13 protein-coding genes and 1 pseudogene are annotated in these 14,272 nt (G+C 58.8%); 4 read left to right on the top strand and 10 right to left on the bottom strand.

Going from position 1 to position 14,272, the window contains the following annotated elements; translation table 11 throughout:
- Positions 1–18: 18 nt before the first annotated feature.
- Entirely contained in the window at positions 19–525 is a 507-nt protein-coding gene (locus tag ACNFBT_RS17215) for an HAD domain-containing protein (protein WP_416751338.1), read from the bottom strand.
- A gap of 112 nt (positions 526–637) precedes the next feature.
- Complete coding sequence (locus ACNFBT_RS17210; RefSeq protein ID WP_416751336.1) at positions 638–922, bottom strand: antitoxin Xre/MbcA/ParS toxin-binding domain-containing protein; 285 nt, start codon at positions 920–922, stop codon at positions 638–640.
- Between the two features lie 329 nt (positions 923–1,251).
- Between ACNFBT_RS17210 and ACNFBT_RS17205 the strand changes: the two genes are divergently transcribed.
- Positions 1,252–2,988, top strand: a complete 1,737-nt coding sequence (locus ACNFBT_RS17205; protein ID WP_416751720.1) for a hypothetical protein — start codon at positions 1,252–1,254, stop codon at positions 2,986–2,988.
- 2 nt (positions 2,989–2,990) lie between these two features.
- Here the strand turns inward: ACNFBT_RS17205 and ACNFBT_RS17200 are convergent, their stop codons facing one another.
- The 5 genes from ACNFBT_RS17200 to ACNFBT_RS17180 all read right to left on the bottom strand — a co-directional run bounded on the left by ACNFBT_RS17200 (position 2,991) and on the right by ACNFBT_RS17180 (position 8,859).
- Positions 2,991–3,758, bottom strand: coding sequence for a hypothetical protein (locus ACNFBT_RS17200; RefSeq protein WP_416751334.1), 768 nt, complete (start codon positions 3,756–3,758; stop codon positions 2,991–2,993).
- A gap of 670 nt (positions 3,759–4,428) precedes the next feature.
- A complete protein-coding gene (locus ACNFBT_RS17195; RefSeq protein WP_416751332.1) occupies positions 4,429–5,550 on the bottom strand; it encodes a TniQ family protein in 1,122 nt (373 codons plus the stop codon).
- Positions 5,508–6,398: a TniB family NTP-binding protein gene (locus tag ACNFBT_RS17190; protein ID WP_416751330.1), complete on the bottom strand. Its 891-nt coding sequence runs from the start codon at positions 6,396–6,398 to the stop codon at positions 5,508–5,510. Before ACNFBT_RS17190 ends, ACNFBT_RS17195 begins: the two co-directional genes overlap by 43 nt.
- On the bottom strand, positions 6,395–8,317 hold the full coding sequence (locus ACNFBT_RS17185; protein WP_416751328.1) for a Mu transposase C-terminal domain-containing protein: 1,923 nt from the start codon (positions 8,315–8,317) through the stop codon (positions 6,395–6,397). Before ACNFBT_RS17185 ends, ACNFBT_RS17190 begins: the two co-directional genes overlap by 4 nt.
- A complete protein-coding gene (locus ACNFBT_RS17180) occupies positions 8,314–8,859 on the bottom strand; it encodes a TnsA endonuclease N-terminal domain-containing protein (RefSeq protein WP_416751718.1) in 546 nt (181 codons plus the stop codon). The genes ACNFBT_RS17185 and ACNFBT_RS17180 overlap by 4 nt, the downstream gene beginning before the upstream one ends.
- A gap of 255 nt (positions 8,860–9,114) precedes the next feature.
- On the opposite strand from ACNFBT_RS17180, the pseudogene ACNFBT_RS17175 reads away from it, so the two are divergent.
- Positions 9,115–9,759 (top strand): annotated as a pseudogene (locus ACNFBT_RS17175) (ATP-binding protein); the annotation flags it as partial.
- On the opposite strand, the gene ACNFBT_RS17170 reads toward ACNFBT_RS17175, so the two are convergent.
- Positions 9,756–10,235, bottom strand: a complete 480-nt coding sequence (locus ACNFBT_RS17170) for a RidA family protein (protein ID WP_416751326.1) — start codon at positions 10,233–10,235, stop codon at positions 9,756–9,758. The pseudogene ACNFBT_RS17175 and the gene ACNFBT_RS17170 sit on opposite strands and share 4 nt — an antisense overlap.
- 29 nt (positions 10,236–10,264) lie before the next feature.
- On the bottom strand, positions 10,265–10,495 hold the full coding sequence (locus ACNFBT_RS17165) for a DUF1127 domain-containing protein (protein ID WP_416751324.1): 231 nt from the start codon (positions 10,493–10,495) through the stop codon (positions 10,265–10,267).
- A gap of 186 nt (positions 10,496–10,681) precedes the next feature.
- Here ACNFBT_RS17165 and ACNFBT_RS17160 point away from each other — a divergent pair, with 186 nt between their 5' ends.
- Both ACNFBT_RS17160 and ACNFBT_RS17155 read left to right on the top strand, forming a co-directional pair.
- Positions 10,682–12,130, top strand: coding sequence for a PLP-dependent aminotransferase family protein (locus ACNFBT_RS17160; RefSeq protein WP_416751322.1), 1,449 nt, complete (start codon positions 10,682–10,684; stop codon positions 12,128–12,130).
- Positions 12,131–12,227: 97 nt separating this feature from the next.
- Entirely contained in the window at positions 12,228–13,031 is an 804-nt protein-coding gene (locus ACNFBT_RS17155; RefSeq protein WP_416751320.1) for a redoxin family protein, read from the top strand.
- A 106-nt stretch (positions 13,032–13,137) separates the two neighbouring features.
- Here the strand turns inward: ACNFBT_RS17155 and ACNFBT_RS17150 are convergent, their stop codons facing one another.
- Entirely contained in the window at positions 13,138–14,196 is a 1,059-nt protein-coding gene (locus tag ACNFBT_RS17150) for a haloacid dehalogenase-like hydrolase (protein WP_416751318.1), read from the bottom strand.
- Between the last annotated feature and the right edge of the window lie 76 nt (positions 14,197–14,272).

Below are 14,272 nucleotides of genomic sequence, written 5' to 3'. Positions count from 1 at the left end.
TTCAGTTTCCACGATTAACTAACGCGGCCGAAGTGCCCCCCGAAGATCATCAATGCGGCCCGCCTGAGCCAGGCCGAGTTGACCATCGCAACAGACCAAATGGCCCTGAGCATCTGTAGGCCACCCCTCCGAGTCATCGTCGATCGAGACCCAGTTCAGGAGGTGAGCCCGGTTCGTGTAACGGCAAATCTGTTCGTACCGCGAGGCTGTATCCCACCAATCCTGGTCAACCCACCCTTTTCCCATCCCGCTATGCCACGTTGCGCCGATCACGCGCTCCTTAATGGGGTCAGGTAGGTAGCTTCGTGCACGAGAGAAGCCCAAGTGGCGCACCCAGCTTGTACTCAGCACTACCCTGACCTGAGGAAAGTCGTACAGCACATCCGCCAGCAATCCCGCCCACATGAAGAGCGTCCCTTGAGCCCGTAAAATTGGCCCTTTCCGGGTCATAAACACTGCGTCTGGGTGCAATACACCATCGAAGTCGAGAAAGAGGATCTTGGGCTGAGTAGGAGGATGGGGCATTTGAGGGAAGGTCCAAATTTATGGTCAATCCCAGCTCGCTGATAGGTAGCGAAGAGCGATGCGGGGAACAGCGACTCGCAGTAGTTTGGCTAGGACGGCCACATCTGCGGGCTCAGAAGACGAAGCCCTCGAACCCTTGCAGCAAAAGATGCTCCACCTGTCGTGCACCGTCCAGGGTGGCCAATTGTTGCAGCGGGCTCTTACCTCCCAGTTGCCGTTGCGGCTTTGCTAGCCAGTGCGCGGCCTTATTGGTATCGGCAAACAACAACTCGGCTAGCGCCCAGACGCGCGCCGTTCGCTCCAACTCAGCGCAATCTAGGATTTGCCCCTCGCCAATCAGTCGCTGCTTGTGAGCGGTGTAGCACTTGGTATAGCCAGGTAGATTCTCTTCGTACATGTCGCCTCCGTTTTGAGGCAATCGGGGGTGTAACGCCCCCTCCGTCAGCGGGCTGACATCTAGCAACCAAGACTAGCATCGCATCTCGACTCTTGAGCTTCCAGGGTGGCGCACCAAGCTACCAGATAAAAATCGCCAAGTTCTCCGTACATCGTTATCTGGCTTCGACTTCAGCGTCTCCAGTCCAACGCTTACAGCCGGACATACGGAGCAGCCGCCCTGGCTCTCAATCAACGAAAAACAGACGCCATGATTTCGTCGCCTTCAGCGAAGCGAATCGATACTCTCTCAGTGTTGAAATCCGATGCTAAGGGAGTTGCATTTTGGACGTGCCAGTCCACCGTACCGCATTTTCGCGTCCACGACCCGATTTGAGACACCCTGATAGCGGCGTCCAACGACTCAAGGGAGACTATCTGGTTTGGTGGTACGGCCCCATTCAGAAAAGCTCTCGTGCGAAATCCATCCCATTGGTGACAGTGAATTTTCGGCGGCTGCACGACGATGTCCCTGGGGCAGACTTTTATGTAGACGTACCTTTAAGCAGCCTACCCCAGTACCGTAAGGGCACCATCTGGCGTGAAGGCCAGTGCGTTTCTGACACCGAGTTAAAAGAGGAAAAATTTCAAGTTAATTTTTCTCCTGATGGCTGGTCCCTAACATCCAGGGCCCTACTCCATGACGAAGGCACACCTCACATTTTCCCTGATGAAGACTATCCACTGCGCAGAGGTAAGCGGGACCAATGTAAATTAATCAATTTCAGGCTTGCTGGCGGCAAGAATCTGCTCGTTCCCTGCACTGAATACTTAGTCCGCGCCTATGCCAGAAATATGGATGTCTGTCGTGCGATGGCAACACTGAAGTGGTCGGACGTGATGGCAGTTTTGTTCGAAATTCCTATGCGCAGTGAACATAGCTGGCTGGTCAGGCCTGCCCCCAGGATGCGCAACTATGATGCAGTCTTCCTGGCTCACGTTCTGTATGATGACTACACTGCAAAGCGCGTCAAACACATCAATGCGCAATTCATATCTAGATCCCCAAAAGACAAGATTTTATTAGAGGTAGAGCCATGGTTTACTGGGCTAGGCCAAATTCTGTGCCGTGGTAAGTGGCTTAACCAAGGCAACACCTTTCTTTGCCTAGACCTGATGGGGTCAAGCCAACCCGAAGGGCAGGAAATCGAGTGGCAGCGATTGAAGTTTGACAGTTCTGAAGGTGTAGATGGGGCAGGTAGACTAATACTCCCGAGGCCAGTGAGAACTGCTGCTGCGGAGGAATTCTTAGCCGAAGCATCCCACACCGAACCCGATCACCATGCTGAGATAACGGTGGTGCATGCTACGCCCTTCAGAATCCTCGGCAAAGAGCGCACAGTCAAAAAGATTGAACACATCATTCAAGCAGATCGCAGCCGATTGGGCCCCAAACCACCGAGTGCCGAAAGCCATTCCAACGGAGATGGCACGGGGGCCGGAAAAAATACCGGTAAGCTTGAACACGTCTCAGAAGCCGAGCTCGAGTCGCATGGCTTTCTACGCGACATTTGGAATGCTTTCAGATCAATACAGGCGGCCAACCCAGAGAGAGTATCTGACGTAAACTGGTACACACCGAATCACGGATTTAAGGTTCAAGGCGGTCCAAAATTAATTTTACTCACCCCTGTAGAAGACACATCTATTGAGAACAAAGATCGGGCATGGATTTATATTGACCGCGAAACCTTCCAACAACGTGGATTGATGGTAATACGAATCAAAATAGACGGAGAAAACTACTTCTGCTTTGAGGTACAGCGCGAAGATCCAGATGAGGGTAAAGAAGTCCCGCGTTACGCCGGCGCACTTATGAAATCCGACATATCAACCCCAGAAGAACTTGAAGAATTCGTAAAGAAGATTTGTTCGAGGGTTCGCTATGTAACGGGCCGATTTAAGAATATGCGCTCAGATTTTCCAACGAAAACCGTAATATTCAAGCACACCCAGAAAGATCAAAATGTTCTTTACCGAAAAAGGCTGATCAACGTATTCAAAGAGTTGAAGGTTGACCTCAAGTAGAGTTACGCCCCCTTGTAGCTGTCACGTTTGTAGCTGGCCGCATCGGGGACCCAAAGCGTTTTTCCGCCATACTCAATGCTGAAGCCTGAAATGCCCTGATAGCTCTCTGGTCTGTAGGTCAGAGTTTTTCGGTTAGCCCTTCGGAGGCTGTGGAAGTAGGCAAGCCCTTTCACTATCCACCGAACCTCGAAATCCTCCGCTTGCTGGCCCTCTCCCAGGAGCGCTACCAACTCTCGCTCCGCCTTGTCCCTCTTTGCTGTCATCAACCAGCGGTCGTTGGGACGCCACTCCAGTTGAAGCTTGTAGCTATTGTTCAGGTAGCCAACGAACCCCGCTAGTGCCGCGACCTGGCCAGGCGAACTGCGCCAGAACGACTCAAGAGCTTTCTGCGTGGGCAATGCACCCACCGCGAGATGGACAGTTTTCAGCATATTGGTAGCCGCACGGCCCGCTAGACGGATGGAACGAAGATTCGTTTCCCCCTTTTCCATCCGAGTGGCCAGCATGGCGAGGTACCCCTTGAGCAATTGCTGCGACCAGGGATCGCCGACCTCAGTCAGAATCGCTTGAAGCCGGCGCTCCTCAGAATGTTGCTCTCGAAGCTCTGCATTGACACTGATTGCCTGCACCTCCGAAAGCCACCGCATTGGGGTTTCAGCACGTCGCAAGCCAACTGCAGTGAATTGATCAAGCAACTCACCATACGACGGTATGCCTCCCCAGCGGACCTCCATGGACCGAAAGAACGAGTAATAGCGGTTGATGCTCATCGCAGACTTCTGAGGCCCGTTCCTTTCTAACAGCCATTGGCCGAATCGGCCGAAGAGCTCTTCGAACTGAGAGGAACTGAATCCTTTGAGGTTGATTGCTAGGCGCTTCTCGAAGGTCCTGCCCCAGTAACAACTCTCGCACTCACGTCCACGTCCTGCAGGCATCGCTACCCCACATCGTTCACACGACCGCTGCCCCTCATCCGTGCAGGCACGACAACGCTGGATGCCGTCCTGCCCGGCAACCAGCACCCTATGCCGTCGGCAGCTCGGACAGGTGGAGGCAGAAGGACTAATGCACTTGGGGCACGTGCGCAGCCCGGTCGTTGTGTTGCGAACCAGGCGCTGGGAAAGCTCTCCACACACGTCACAGGGTGCAGGCTCACGGAAGTGAGGGGCGCATGACTTGCACACGGGGCCATAGGCCGACTGCCTTCCTATCTTGAACTCTGTTCGTCCGCACCGAACACAAGGGCCACTGCGCTCGCATGCACCACATTGCGCAGCAAGGTCGAAAGTGGGCAGCCTGGCAAAGTTACCGCAGCCAGCGCACATACGCCTTTTGAACAGCCGCGGGTAGCAAGTCGCGCAGTATCGCTTGCCCTTGTGGATTTTCTTGGCCTTGTCCATTGCCCGCCCACAGGACTGACAGCCCATATCGTCCATGGAGTCATTCGACGCCATTTCTATGCATCCTTCTTTGCAAGCGCAGCCACATCCGCAGTACCTGTCGTTGGTTACGGGGATGCTCGTAGCTGTGTCGATCGAGCGCCGTTCTTGGGTGTGCCTTCAGTACTGACTTCATGCTGAGAAGAACCTTAGGAGCCCCTCTCGCAGGGATCGGCAGCAAGGAAGCTGGGAGCGATGCACTGGCCGCGAGATCCATGAACCGCTCAGGCCCAGCGCACATTATCGTCCAAACATTCCCGAGTAACCCAGCACGCTCGGCGGGCTCCAGATATTCGAAGGGCAATCCCATTGGAGTAGAACGAAACGTAGAGGCATCAATGTCCATCGATCGGAAGAAGCGGGTTGCTTCAGCAGAGCAATACTTAGCCGCCATTTGCAGAAACCCGATCATGACGCGAGCCACGAGCATCCACTCGGGAAAGCTCAACTCAGTCCGACCGAATGCAGCGGACCGGTCACGCGACTTGTCGGCAAACAATTGAAACGCAAGAGCTGGAGACGAAAACGGTGTCCGAGGACATGAGCCAAGCAGCTTCGCGCAGCGGTGGCACCGAGACAGAGTGCCACCGGGAAGTAGCAATTCTGGCTGGAGCGGCGCAAGGCAATGGGGACAATGGTCGATCAACTGCACGCCGTGCAACGGGCAAGCGGTATGCCACGCCAGTCGGCCCTGGATCAAGTAATGGGGTACTGGCTGGCTAATGCAATCAGGGCAGCACTGAAGTCCGCCCACATGTGCTCGGTTGCGATAGCCGAGCACCAGGATCCACGGCCAAACCCCAACTGGGGGTACCTCCGCAGCAAAGAGCAATGACCGTGCGGCAGGCGTCAGTGTGCATGCCAACAACTCTTGAGCCGATAGACCGGTAGCTTCAGCCAATGCCACTAAGCGGCATTGATTCGGCCCTCGATCAAGATCGCGGCTCCAGGCACGAAAGCCCGGCCATACGGCGGAGGTCAGAGATAACGGAGGGCACCCGTGTGCCAGAGCAGTCCTCACTAACCAAGAGGAGAACAATTCGTCAGCCAGTAGAGCAGGAGTGAGTGGCCATCGTGGCGTTAGACCACGCGCTCCCGAATGCCACGAGTAGGACGCACCCACGATTTACTCTCGATGAGTTGCCGGTCAATGCACTCCTTACCCGAGATGATTGCTTCCTTCGCACATTCGACTAGCAAGCCATGAAGGTCGCCAGTATTACCCCCGCAAATCGAATGAATGAGTTGTGCGAGCTCCGGTTTGAACAACCCGGAGGGACGCTTCAGCGGCAGCACCGCCTCGAATGCCTTCAACAGCCGCTGAAAGTCGGCATCGAGTTTCCAAGTGGCCAGCTTAACGACATCGAAGCGACTGGCATGCTGAGGATCGAGATGGAGGATCTGGACCGCATCCGGTGTACCGACACCAACGATGGGAATCACCAGCTCGTTGCAGAGCTTCTTGAGTGCATTCATGACCTCCCGCTGCTTGATCGCAGACCCCGTCAGCATTGAGTGGATCTCGTCGATGATCAGCATGTGAACCTTGAGCTCGCGCAACGAATGAATGACCTGGTATCGCAACGTCAATTTTGAGTCTGTTGTTCGATAGGGCATCCAGAGGGTTTCGAGAATCGCCACGTAGAGGTCCTTCTCGTCAGCGGAAGGAGGGGCCTCCGCCAAGATCACTGGCCTGTTAGGCTCTGAATCTTCATCAATGTAACCCTCGCCGTGACTCTTCATGAACTGCCGAACGATGGTGGTTTTCCCGTTATTGGGATCACCAACAATCAGCAGGTTAGGCATACGCGGCCGCTTGGGCGCGTCAAACAGGCATTCAAGCGTATCGAGAATGTTGTGCGCAGCCTGATAGCCAATCCAACGCGGCTCACCCATGAAGCGAATCCGCTCACGATCAGATAGCAGCAATACAGGCCTGAAATCAGTGTGAAGATGCGAGTACTCACTCATTTGATATCACCGATCAGGTCAACGTCATCAAGCAGCAGCCCATCGATGGAAGGCATTTCCACGAGCGGCTTGGAGATGGTTTTTTTGGGCACGGCAGGGGTTACATTCTTGCTGTGGACACGATGGCGTTGAGCGTCACGTCGAGCCTTCTTGGTCTTCTCGGAAGCGATTTGCACCAGCTCTCGATTTTCCATGATCAACTTGGCAATCAAGGCGTCGTCGATGTGTTTACGCCCCTCCTCAACCGCCTTCCGCTTGGCTGCCTTGAACTCCCACACAGTGGCGGCCGGGAATGCCTGGTTGGCGACGGGGACACGGAAATACTGCTTCAGTACAGGGTCATAGAACCATACAACGCTGATGTCTCTCGGGTCCCGTCGGAAGATGAATTTCCTCGCCAATCCAGTGTCTGGATCCTTGGTATTGATCCAATGCCGAAGCGCCTCAGAGTAGTAGTACACGTCGATCTGCACGCCATAGGGCTGGATTGTTCGGGCGAACGAAGGCATGAAATCAAGCTGCACCGTCAGCGGGTCTGCCGGCCTGGGAGGAATGCTGACCAAAGGATCCAGCTCTCGGTTGCCGAAGAATCCGAGCTGCCATTTTCGTGCGGGGCTCATGTAGAGGGCAGAGTGAGGCTCTTGGTGATATCGAAGAATCGTCCTGACCAGCCATTTCTCGAATTCACCCATGGTCAGCGCGGCATTCTTCTCAGAGTCGTATCCGTCTCGGGCGAACGTGTTGCTGAAGGTCGTGCCAGGAAGCTCATGGACCATACGCATAAAGGAGCCAAGCATCCGCTCGATGTGACCGCCGTACTTAGGCACCTTCACGGGCCTGAAGACGTTCTCGATGTTGTAGTTCGAGCATGACCGCCGGATGTTCTCAGCTCGGAAGTCGGGCCCGTTATCGGAGTGAATGACTCGGGGAAACCCCCAGACCGGCCAATCGCCATCAACATGGTGAATATGCAGCCAGGCCTCCTTCGGAAGAGCCGAGTGCGCTATGCACATGGCAACGGAAATCTCAGAAGGCTCTTCTAGCGACAGGTAGTAGCCGACAATCATCCGAGAATGAACATCGATAGCTAAGGTCAACCAGAGTCGTCCGATCGGTTTGCGATGCTGGTCATCAACGATGATCAGGTCGATTGGCGTGTGGTCGATCTGCACGACTGCGAGGGGGTAGTCAGCCCCGGGAAACTTGCCAACGGAAGGGGTGTAACGATTCTTCGCCTTCTCGGCAAATCCTCGTCGACGCAGGGAGTGTTTTTCGGGAATTCGCTGGATGCGTGCTCGGATGGCCGACGCTCCCGGGGGCTTGATACCCAGAGCCTTTGCACGTCGTTCAGTCTCCGCGATCGCGGACTGGATAGTAGGTCGTTGCAGGCTCAGGTAATGCTGATCGATGACCTCCTGGATGAGCTTCTCAGCTTCAATCGTCAGACGACTGCTTCCCGTCTTCCAACCCCGCTTTCGCGGCACCAGCGCGAGCACTTCGTTCCAATTGCGATATCGCTCCAACCAGCGATAGAGAGTGGCGGTATCAACACCAATCTCCTTTGCCCGCTTCTCAACGCTGTCCTTAGGCGTCACCGAATTATTGATAAACGGCTTGATTGCGGAAAACCGTTGCTGAGCGATTGCCCATTCATCTGAGCTAATGGTCGAAATGTCGTAGTTCACATAGAGACCATCGACACGCTCTTGCTCAACAGCACTCAGCTCGGAGACACGAAGCGAGGCACTTTGTCCTGACTCAACCTCTACCCCGATGACGTTCTGGAAGTCCAAGAGCTGAACGATCCGGAAAATTTGCTTATCCCGACGCACCATGGCACCGACCTCGATGACGACTCGGGCTCGGGTTGGCTCGAATGGTATCAGGTGTTCGTCAGTGTCGGTTTCGTAGAGGTTCATGGTGCAGCTACCCACAGCTCGAGGTACTGGTCCAGGGGTTCGGTGATGTCGCATTCAACACGGCGAGTTGCAATGAGGTGCCAGAGCAATGCAACACCTCGATCGCGATAGATGCCTTTGAAGTGCCTGGCGAGCAGGTAGTGCACAGGAGCAACCTCCATGTCCGTCAGGGTCTTTAACACCATATCGATGTCTTCCTGATCAAACGCTAGGCGCTCGAACCGCTCCAGGAATACGATGTTCTCCAGGGGCAAGCCACGAATGCGCGACTCATCGTAGATACTGAAACGCCATCCCTCCTCACGGGCATAGCGACGTGCGGCCTTCCATTTCCCCATCCAGTCCCGCCAGTGCTCACGCCACTCGTAAGCCGGCTTTACCTCGACCAACATCGGCTTGATGTAGTCAGAATAGTTAGCTTCGCCCTGGTGGTAGTAAACCAAGAAGTCAGGGGTGTAAGTCTGAGCACGCCCTAGAGAGTCGAGGAAGCCAATTGAAACAGGCTGGGCGACCACTGACTCAACTAGATGAGAAAACCTCATCCTTTTGAGGAAATCACGCTCCAGCAGCGACTCGAAAGGTATGCCTCCAGCACCTCGGAATGGCAGAAACCCCGAAACACTACGGCGGGTTGGCTTGATACGCCGCACCTGTCTAGGCTGGTCGCAACTATTACCATTCATACGAAATCCTGTCGCATCTATTTTGGAAGTTTTTCGCATCAATTTTCGGAGCTTTAGACAGCATCTATAGGCCTCTAGACTAGTGCTTTTGCAGCTATTTAGAAAGCCGACAGTGGCAGTCGCCCGCAGCCGGGCGAAATCACCCTCGCCCACGAGGGCGTGCTGTTCCTCGATGAGCTGCCGGAATTTGATCGGAAAGTGCTGGAAGTCCTGCGCGAACCGCTCGAAGGCGGCGAAATCGTCATCGCCCGCGCCAACGGCCGCGTGCGTTTCCCGGCGCGTTTCCAGCTGGTTGCAGCGATGAACCCCTGCCCCTGCGGCTATCTGGGCGACCCCAGCGGCCGCTGCCGCTGCACGCCGGAGCAGATCCAGCGCTACCGCGCCAAGCTTTCCGGCCCCCTACTGGACCGCATCGACTTGCACCTGACCGTCAGCCGCGAAAGCACCAGCCTCGCGCCCAGCGGCCCCAGCACCAGCAGCGCCGAACTGGCCGTGCAGGTCGCCGCCGCGCGGCAGCGCCAGCTGGACCGGCAGGGCTGCGCGAACGCCTTCCTCGACCTGAAGCAGATGCACCAGTTCTGTGCATTGAGCGCCGAGGACCAGGCCTGGCTGGAGAAGGCCGGCGAGCGCCTGAACCTGTCTCTGCGCGCCCTGCACAGGATTCTCAAGGTGGCCCGCACCCTGGCCGACCTGCAGCAGGCGCAGGCCATCGGCCGGGCGCACCTGGCCGAAGCGCTGCAATACCGTGCGGGACACTAGCCCTCTGCAACAGCGACGAGATTCAGCTCGACCGTCGCATTCTTCGGCAACTGATAGACACCGACGGAGGTGCGCGTGTGCACGCCAGCCTCGCCCAGCACTTCGTACAGCACAGCAGATGCCGCATCGGCCACCTCGCTCTGTTGCGTGAAGTGCTCGACCGACTGCACGAACACATTGAGTTGCAGCACCTTGCGGACGCATTCGAGATCGCCCAGCGCCTGCCGCAGCAACGCCAGCGCCCGCATCGCGCAGACCTTGGCGGCAAGCTGAGCGTCCGCCAGCGAAACGGCACTCCCCGCCCTGCCGGTGACGACGATCTCATCACCTACCCGCGGAATCTGCCCGCTGACATGCACCTGGTTTCCTTCGACCAGGAATGGCACGTAGTTGCCGCCGATCCTGATCTCACCACCGAAGTCGTAGCCAAGTTCGGCGGCGACTCGCTCGAACGCCGCGGCGCGCGATTCACTCATGAAGGCTTCCTCATTTCACTGGACCTCTATCAGCAGCGCCAGAACGGCCGCATCGCTTCGAGCTTTGCCTGCTCTCGGCTGATGCCGATGTCGCGCAGTTGCTCGTCGGAGAGTTCCAGCAGCTGCTTGCGGGTACGCAGCCGGCGCCAGAACTGCTGCCAGCGGCTTTCCTGCGGGCCGCTCGGCATCACGCGGGCCTCGGGAAGGCCCAGCAGTTCCTGTTGATACAGGGTCAGGCGTACATCGCTCATGCCGGTCATGTCGTCGCTCCTCCACGTTCAGGTTCACCGGATGTGGGACTAGCCTGACGAATCGGCGAAAAGCATTACAGATTCAACGCGGCAGAGTTTTTTCCATACAGAGGCGGGCGAATTCCTTCTGAATGGCGTATTTTTTCCCGATCTGTACTGCATCACGCTGAATCAGCCCGGAACGGGAGATCTGTCATGAAACGCTACGCGCAGCTGGCCACCACCCTTGGCGAACGCATCGAGCAGGGCCTGTACCGTCCCGGCGACCGTCTGCCCTCGGTGCGCGCCCTCAGCGAGGAGCACGGCGTCAGCATCAGCACGGTGCAGCAGGCCTACCGCGTACTGGAGGACGCCGGACTGGTAGAGCCACGGCCCAAGTCCGGCTACTTCGTGCCGGAGCGCCGCCACCTGCCGCCGCTGCCGGCGATGACCCGGCCGGCGCAACGACCGGTGGACGTCTCGCAGTGGGACCAGGTGCTGGAACAGGTGCGCTACGCGCCAGGCAGCGACTTCGTCCAGCTCGGACGCGGCACGCCGGACGTCACCAGCCCCTCGCTCAAGCCGCTGCAGCGTGCCATGGTCCACGCCGCCCGGCGCACCGACGCGCACAGCCTGGGCTACGAAGGCATCCAGGGCTCCCTGGCGCTGCGCGAGCAGATCGCCCGGCTGATGCTCGACTCCGGCTGCCAGGTGCCGCCCAGCGAGATCGTCGTCACCACCGGCTGCCAGGAGGCGCTGGCCATTACCCTGCGTGCCATCTGCCAGCCGGGGGACATCGTCGCCATCGACTCGCCGAGCTTCCACGGCGCCATGCAGGCGCTCAAGGCCTACGGGCTCAAGGCGCTGGAAATCCCCACCGACCCGGTCAACGGCGTCAGCCTGGAGGCGCTGGAGCTGGCCATGGAGCAGTGGCCGGTGAAGCTGATCCTGCTCACCCCCAACTGCAACAACCCGCTGGGCTACATCATGCCCGACACGCGCAAACGCGCCCTGCTGTGCCTGGCGGCGCGCTATGACGTGCCGATCCTGGAAGACGACGTCTACGGCGAGTTGGCCTATGCCTTCCCGCGCCCGCGCAGCATCAAGTCCTTCGACGCCGACGACCGCGTGCTGCTGGCCAGCTCCTTCTCCAAGACCGTGGCGCCGGGCTTGCGTACCGGCTGGGTGGTGCCGGGTCGCTACCTGGACCGCATCCTGCACTTCAAGTACATCGCCAGCGGCACCTGCGCGCCGCAGCCGCAGATGGCCCTGGCCGAGTTCGTCGGCGGCGGCCACTACGAGCCGCACATCCGCCGCATGCGCACGCAGTACCAGCGCCACCGCGACCTGATGACCGAATGGATCAGCCGCTACTTTCCCGAAGGCACCCTGGCGAGCCGGCCGCGCGGCGGCTTCATGCTCTGGGTGGAGATGGACGAGCAGTTCGACAGCGTGCGGCTCAACCACGAGCTGCGCCGCGACAACGTACAGGTGGCGGCGGGCAACATCTTTTCCGCCTCGGGCAAGTACCGCAATTGCATCCGGATGAACTACTCCAGCCGTGACCTGGCGCGGATCGAGGACGCCGTGCGCAAGGTCGGCGCCTGCGCCACGCGGCTGACCGCCGAGCGCCGCGCGCAGGACGAGGAGCTGCTGCCGGCCTGACGGGAAACATTTATCCACAGCCCGGCGCTGCCGTGCGGCGCCGGGCTGCTGTACCTTCCCTTCCTTCTGCAAGGCACTTCGAATCAAGGCGCTCGCGTTGACCAGTCTCACCCTCGGCTCCCTGGCCATTCCCCTGCCCCACGTGCTGCTCTACCTCGGCTTCTTCGCCGCACTCTTCGCCGGCTGGCTGGCCGGACGCAAACGCGGCGCCAACCCCGAAGGCGCACTGTTCAGCATGTTCCTTGGCGGCCTGCTGGTGGCGCGGCTGGCCTTCGTCGCGCGCTACGCCGAGCAGTACGCCGCCACACCGCTGGGCATCGTGGATATCCGCGACGGCGGCTTCCTCGCCCTGCCGGGCATCCTCGCGGCGGCGCTGATCGGTGGCCTGCTGGCCTGGCGCAAGGCAGCGCTGCGCCGGCCGCTGGCAGTGGCCGCGCTGGTAGGCGCCTGCGTCTGGGGTGGCGGCAATGCCGTGGTCTCGGCGCTGGATCGCAGCCAGCAGATTCCCGCGCTGACGGTACTGGACCTGCGCGGCCAACCGGTCGACCTGCGTGTCCTGGATGGCCGGCCGCTGGTGGTCAATCTCTGGGCTAGCTGGTGCCCGCCCTGCCGGCGCGAAATGCCAGTGCTGGAGGCCGCGCAGCAGCAACGCAGCGACGTGCGCTTCCTGCTGGTCAACCAGGGGGAATCTGCCGAAGCCGTGCAGCGCTTTCTCCATGACCAGGGTCTGAGCGATGCGGCGGTGCTGCTCGACAGCGGCAACCGGCTAGGTCAGGCCACCGGCGCCTACGGCATGCCCACCACGCTGTTCTACGACGCCCAGGGGCGCCTGAAGCACAGCCAGATGGGCGAACTCTCCGCCGCCAGCCTGGAATATGGACTGGGGCGGCTCAAGGACTGATCCACCGCAGCCGTAGGGCGGCGTGCAGCGTAACGGCGTACAACCGCGAACGATTGTACGCCCTACGGATGCAATGGCAGTTGCTCCTGCAAAAGCAGGACCGGCGTTACTGGATCTCTTCAGGCTTCACGATCACCCAGTTCTTGTCGGCGGTGACCGTCTGGCCCAGCTTGGCCTGGGTCTCGGCGTTCTTCTTGATCATGCCGTTGAGCTGGTCCATGTACTTGGGCTTGCGGTTGACCCACAGGTGGATGCCGTTGTCGGCGGTGCCGTTGAACAGCATGTAGCCATCGCTGCTGGGGGTGTCGCCGCCGACCAGGATCGGGCGCTTCCACTGGTCGATGTAGGTGAGGATCGCGGCCTGCTTGCCAGCCATCCAGGTCGCCGGGGTCCACAGGTAAGGGGTGACTTCCAGGTCCAGGTTGGCCTTGGGATCGTACTTGCCGGCGGTGATCTGCTTGCGTGCGGTGGTCAGCTCGCCGCTCTTGCGGTCCTTGAGCAGGGTGGTGACGCCGATGACGTTCTCCGGCTTCACGTTGTAGCCGTACTTCGGATCGGAGGCGACCATGCGCACCAGCTCTTCATGGGCGGCGGTCATCACGTAGACCTCGATGCCGTTCTCCATCAGCTTGTTGTACAGCTCGGTCTGGCCGGTGAAGACCTTGGGCGCGTTGATCTCGATGCTCTTGACCGCATCACCTTCGTAGTAGGTGCTGGGGATCGGCTTGCCGTAGGCCATCAGCTCGTCGACGTAGCCCTTGAGCTCCTTGAGGGTGAAGCCGGAGAACACCTGGGCGACCCAGGGGTAGCAGACCATGTCGTCGATTTCGCAGAGCCGGTAGTAGTAGCTGTTGAGGCTCTCCTTGTGGCCGTTCACGTCCTTGAACGGGATCAGCTTGAGCGAGGGGTCGAGCTTCTCGCGGGTCAGCACGCCCTTCATTTCCAGGAAGGGCAGCAGCGACTCTTCCAGGTCGTAGCGGTAGCTGGTGTTGTCCATGTCGAAGACCGCGAAGGCGCCCTTGTTGGCGTTGGCAGCGATCAGGGCGTCGAGCTGTTTCGCGGCCGGCGCCGGCCAGTGCTTGAGCTCCGTGGCGGCGTGAGCGGTGGCTGCAACGGCGGTGCCGGCGAGGATCAGGCCGGCGAGCAGAGTACGCATGGGCTTCATGGGGTTCCCCCGAGGTGGTCTTTTTGGGTTGGGGAAAAACCCGCTGCGGGCCCTTCCCTGGACTAGTCCAAATCAG

It is taken from the genome of Pseudomonas sp. NY15181 (assembly GCF_048068055.1).
In the GTDB taxonomy this organism is placed as follows: Bacteria; Pseudomonadota; Gammaproteobacteria; order Pseudomonadales; family Pseudomonadaceae; genus Pseudomonas.
This window is presented reverse-complemented; position numbering and strand designations above follow the sequence as displayed.

Bases quoted from the DNA above. Each gene is read 5' to 3' on its own strand.
- ACNFBT_RS17165 (WP_416751324.1), bottom strand. From the start codon at position 10,495: ATGACCGGCATGAGCGATGTACGCCTGACCCTGTATCAACAGGAACTG.
- ACNFBT_RS17150 (WP_416751318.1), bottom strand. From the start codon at position 14,196: ATGAAGCCCATGCGTACTCTGCTCGCCGGCCTGATCCTCGCCGGCACC.
- ACNFBT_RS17185 (WP_416751328.1), bottom strand. From the start codon at position 8,317: ATGAACCTCTACGAAACCGACACTGACGAACACCTGATACCATTCGAG.
- ACNFBT_RS17200 (WP_416751334.1), bottom strand. From the start codon at position 3,758: ATGAGCATCAACCGCTATTACTCGTTCTTTCGGTCCATGGAGGTCCGC.
- ACNFBT_RS17180 (WP_416751718.1), bottom strand. From the start codon at position 8,859: ATGAGGTTTTCTCATCTAGTTGAGTCAGTGGTCGCCCAGCCTGTTTCA.
- ACNFBT_RS17210 (WP_416751336.1), bottom strand. From the start codon at position 922: ATGTACGAAGAGAATCTACCTGGCTATACCAAGTGCTACACCGCTCAC.
- ACNFBT_RS17170 (WP_416751326.1), bottom strand. From the start codon at position 10,235: ATGAGTGAATCGCGCGCCGCGGCGTTCGAGCGAGTCGCCGCCGAACTT.
- ACNFBT_RS17160 (WP_416751322.1), top strand. From the start codon at position 10,682: ATGAAACGCTACGCGCAGCTGGCCACCACCCTTGGCGAACGCATCGAG.
- ACNFBT_RS17190 (WP_416751330.1), bottom strand. From the start codon at position 6,398: ATGAGTGAGTACTCGCATCTTCACACTGATTTCAGGCCTGTATTGCTG.
- ACNFBT_RS17215 (WP_416751338.1), bottom strand. From the start codon at position 525: ATGCCCCATCCTCCTACTCAGCCCAAGATCCTCTTTCTCGACTTCGAT.